The following is a 512-nucleotide window of genomic DNA, read 5'->3' as shown; positions in this document are numbered from 1 at the left end:
CAGCATTTTCTGCATGCGGTTGCTGCATCACATCGGTGAAGCCGAGCACCGGCGGGCGATTCTGCGCGAGTTCGAGCGCGTCACCCGTGATAGCGTCATCATTTCGTTGTGGGTGGACGGTAATTTCAAGGCCTGGAAACGCAAGCGCGCCGAGCGGCGTCGCGGGCAGGAAGGTTACCAGAACCGGTTTGTGTTACCGGCTGTGACAGTTGAAAAAGAATTCGAAGAAGCAGGTTTTCGCATTCAGGAACAACTCGATTTTATCCCGCTCTATGCCATGTGGCGGGTTTACGTATTACGCAAGAGGTAACAGGATGGTGGTGCAAATAGCAGCAGAAACGGAAGTCGCTCCCCAGGATCGCTTCGATTACTACTGGAACCAGCGCGGTGAATGGGTGGAAGAGCCCAACGTACGCCGTGGCGGGGAAAGTGGTGTGCAACGGGTCGTGGGCCGTGACGGCCAGTTACTGTATGCCAAGCGCCAGACCGGACATATCTATCGCAGCTGGCTG

At 56.2% G+C, this 512-nt stretch carries 1 protein-coding gene and 1 pseudogene; both read left to right on the top strand.

Features of this window, described 5'->3' with window-relative positions:
• Positions 1–310: pseudogene (locus HT737_RS29695) on the top strand (SAM-dependent methyltransferase); the annotation flags it as partial.
• A gap of 4 nt (positions 311–314) precedes the next feature.
• Positions 315–512, top strand: a 198-nt coding sequence (locus HT737_RS29690; RefSeq protein WP_308810002.1) for a lipopolysaccharide kinase InaA family protein, incomplete at its 3' end; no start/stop codon positions are given.

Source organism: Pseudomonas sp. MD195_PC81_125 (assembly GCF_014060985.1).
GTDB lineage: Bacteria > Pseudomonadota > Gammaproteobacteria > Pseudomonadales > Pseudomonadaceae > Aquipseudomonas > Aquipseudomonas parakoreensis.
This window is presented reverse-complemented; position numbering and strand designations above follow the sequence as displayed.